Consider the following 2,886-nt stretch of genomic DNA (forward strand, 5'->3'; position numbering starts at 1 on the left):
GACGGTCACGCTGATATTGGCCGGAGCCTCGGTCGTCACGCTGGGTGCCGCGACGGGTGCCGCGACGGGTGCCGCGGCGGGTGCCACGGGCGCCTGTGCGATCACGGTCGCGGGCTGCTTCATGAAGCCCGTCTCCTGGCCCGCCAGGAACAGGCCGGCGCCGACGACGCAGGCGGCGAGCGCGGTGGTCGCGAGCAGAAGGCCCTTGCGCGACTTGCGCGGGGCGGGAGCTTCCTCGGCCTGGGGCTCGATCTCGATCGGCTCCTCGGCCTGCGGGGTCTCCTCGATATCGACGACCTCGGAGGTCTCGACCGGCGCCTCGCCGGCCGCGGCGACAGGTGCCGCCTTGCCCTTGAAGCGGCCGAAGAACCCCTTGCGCGGCTCCGCGCCGGCGGTCTCTTCAGGGGTCATGTCGTGGTCGGTCATCGCGTCGGTTCCTTCGGGGGTCATATCTGCCGGATCTTCGCTCTGCTCGGCAGTGTCATCAGTCTGGAAGGGCCATTCCTCACCGAAGACCTCTTCGTGTTCCGCAGGCTCGTCCTGCTCGACGTCTTCCTCGAACCCCGTCATGTCGACGGGGGCGCCCGGGGGCGGCCCGAGGAGTTCGTTCACATCGGGCGGCAGGTCGCCCAGGGACAGATCGTCTCCCTCGGGATCCTCTGCCTGGCCCTCGAACGGGTCATGGGCCGGAATGCCGGGCATCGGCGCATCGACGGCCACGGCGTCCTGCTCGGAGGCCTCGGCCTCATCGAAGGCGTCGGGCTCGGCGTCCATCTCGTCGGGCCAGGTGCCGCTGTCGAATTCCGAAAGCAGGTCCGGCTCGTCGGACGGCGCGGCATCATCCTCGATCTCGGAGGCTGCGGGGGTCGAAGCAGCCGCCTCGTCGCCCTCATCGTCGTAATCCACCCATCCGTCGTCGTCGACCTTGGCGTTGGCCAGCAGGTCGGCAAGCGAGCGCACGCCGGCACCATCAGCGATGGGTTGAGCGTTTTCGTCGGCGGCGTGCGGTTCGTCCGCATCGTCGTCCTCGGTCGAGAGGTCATCCTCGGTCAGCGCGCTGAAGGCGATCTGGGGCTCGAGCTCGACCGGCGCGGCCGGGGCAGGGGCCGGCGCGGCCGGGGCAGGGGCCGCCGCGGTGGCCGGTTCGTCATTGTCATCCATGCCGGGCATGGCGGGCAGGCCCGTCTCGGCTCCCAGCCGGGCGCCGATCATGTCGAGAATGTCGAGAGCCATCTCGCCCGTCTCGGCGTCGAGATTGGCCGCCTTGGCGTCCTCGAAGCGCGGATCGACCGTGCGCTGCAGGACGGTTTCGCCCTCTTCGCGATCATGAAGATCGTCCGAGCTTCCGGTATTTCGCATTTGACTATCCATCTTCAGAGTACCTGCCCTTGGACGGGCCGCCCGGATCATGATGGACCGGGCGGCGCCGCATTGCGACATCTCAGCTCGGGTTATCCACGGGATCGAGCACGATGATCGCGATCGGATAGCCGTCGCGCAGCTTGACCAGCGGGCCCTTCGGCGCGCGGGCGGAAATGTCGGCCGCGATGGCCTCCATGCCGGCACCGGCACCCGCGATCATGCTCTCCTCGGTGCTCGACTGGCCGACCACCACGTCGCCGTCCTCGGTCAGGGTCTGCTCGGGCCGCGAGGCGCTCTGCGCATAGGCCGAGATGAACGCCGAGGCGAAGATCGGGGCGTAGCGGCTGACATAGCGGCGGTCGACGTCGGAGGCCACGGCGGTCTCCGCCGTCTTGCCGTCGACCGCGAAGCCGTTGATGCCGATGGTCTTGCCGTCCTCGAGGGTCATCGAGTTGAAGGACACGACCAGCCGGTTGGAGCTTTGGGACATCTCGAAGCCGCCGACCAGGCGGGCGCCCTTCAGCTCACCGGTCGTGACCTCGACGATCACCGGGGACTGGGCATCGGAATCCACCGCCGTGAGCGTCTCGCCGTAGATGATGTCGCCGGGCCGCAGCATGACACCGGCGCCCGAGCTGTCGCCCGAACCGCCACCGGCCAGCGCCGCGAGCGCCGCGAGGCCGCCCGTATCGGCTCCGGCGGAGCTGCCGCCGCCGCTCGAGCCGCCGGATCTTCCGGTGGGCTCAACCCCTTCGGTCAGTGCCGCGAGCGGCATTTCCATGGCCCGCGTGGCGCTGTTCATCTGGCCGAGCATCGCCTTGGTGTAGGGGTCCTCCTCCTCCTCCTGGGCATTGGCGTCGCCGGAGACCGCCGTGCCCTTCGGCACCGAGACCGCCTGGCGCTCCTGCTCCGAGCGATCCTCGGGCACGTCGATGCGCGTGATCGACGCCGGCGGCGGGATCTTGCGACGCACCACCTGCGGTTCGGGCTCGGGCTCGGCTTCGACGATGACGGCTTCGACCGTCTCGACCTCGATCGGCTCGACCTTCTGCACCGAGGTCAGGACGCCTTCGGGCGTGGGCATGAAGGTGGTGCCCGTTTCGCGCGCCGCGAGGCCGCGCTCGTCATTGGCCTGGCGCAGGGACTCCTGAAAGCGGATGTTCTCCTGCTGCACGGCGCCGCCGGGGGTGGCGTCGAGCGCGGGCGGACGGGCGGTTCGGCTCGGGCCGCTGGTGGGCGCGGAGCCCATGGCCATCGCGGCCGCGATCGCGAGCGCCGCGGCGCCGCCGATCAGCGTGATCTTCGTGGAGGTCTTCATCCCTCCCCGCTTGCCCGCGGAGGTGCCATCGCCCGCCATGGACTCGCCGGCGGGGATCTCGACCGTCTCGTCGGTGTTCTGGTATTCGCTCATGCTGGTGATCCTTTACGGCAGGGCGATGTCGGCGCGGACGATCTGGCCGTCGACCGAAAACAGGGCGAATGAGCTGCGCGGGATCTGGTAGACCCGCACCCCGTCAGGGCCCG

Annotated in this window: 1 protein-coding gene and 1 pseudogene; both read right to left on the minus strand. The window is 69.8% G+C overall.

What is annotated here, in order from left to right; translation table 11 throughout:
- Positions 1 to 1,359: pseudogene (locus ACFDS3_RS20285) on the minus strand (hypothetical protein); the annotation flags it as partial.
- Positions 1,360 to 1,441: 82 nt separating this feature from the next.
- Complete coding sequence (locus tag ACFDS3_RS20290) at positions 1,442 to 2,773, minus strand: DotG/IcmE/VirB10 family protein (protein WP_375264136.1); 1,332 nt, start codon at positions 2,771 to 2,773, stop codon at positions 1,442 to 1,444.
- Positions 2,774 to 2,886: the final 113 nt, after the last annotated feature.

The sequence above is a fragment of the Palleronia sp. genome (genome assembly GCF_042089775.1).
Taxonomy (GTDB): Bacteria; Pseudomonadota; Alphaproteobacteria; order Rhodobacterales; family Rhodobacteraceae; genus Palleronia.

Excerpts from the sequence above, each read along its gene's own strand:
- ACFDS3_RS20290 (WP_375264136.1), bottom strand. The coding sequence starts at position 2,773 with ATGAGCGAATACCAGAACACCGACGAGACGGTCGAGATCCCCGCCGGC.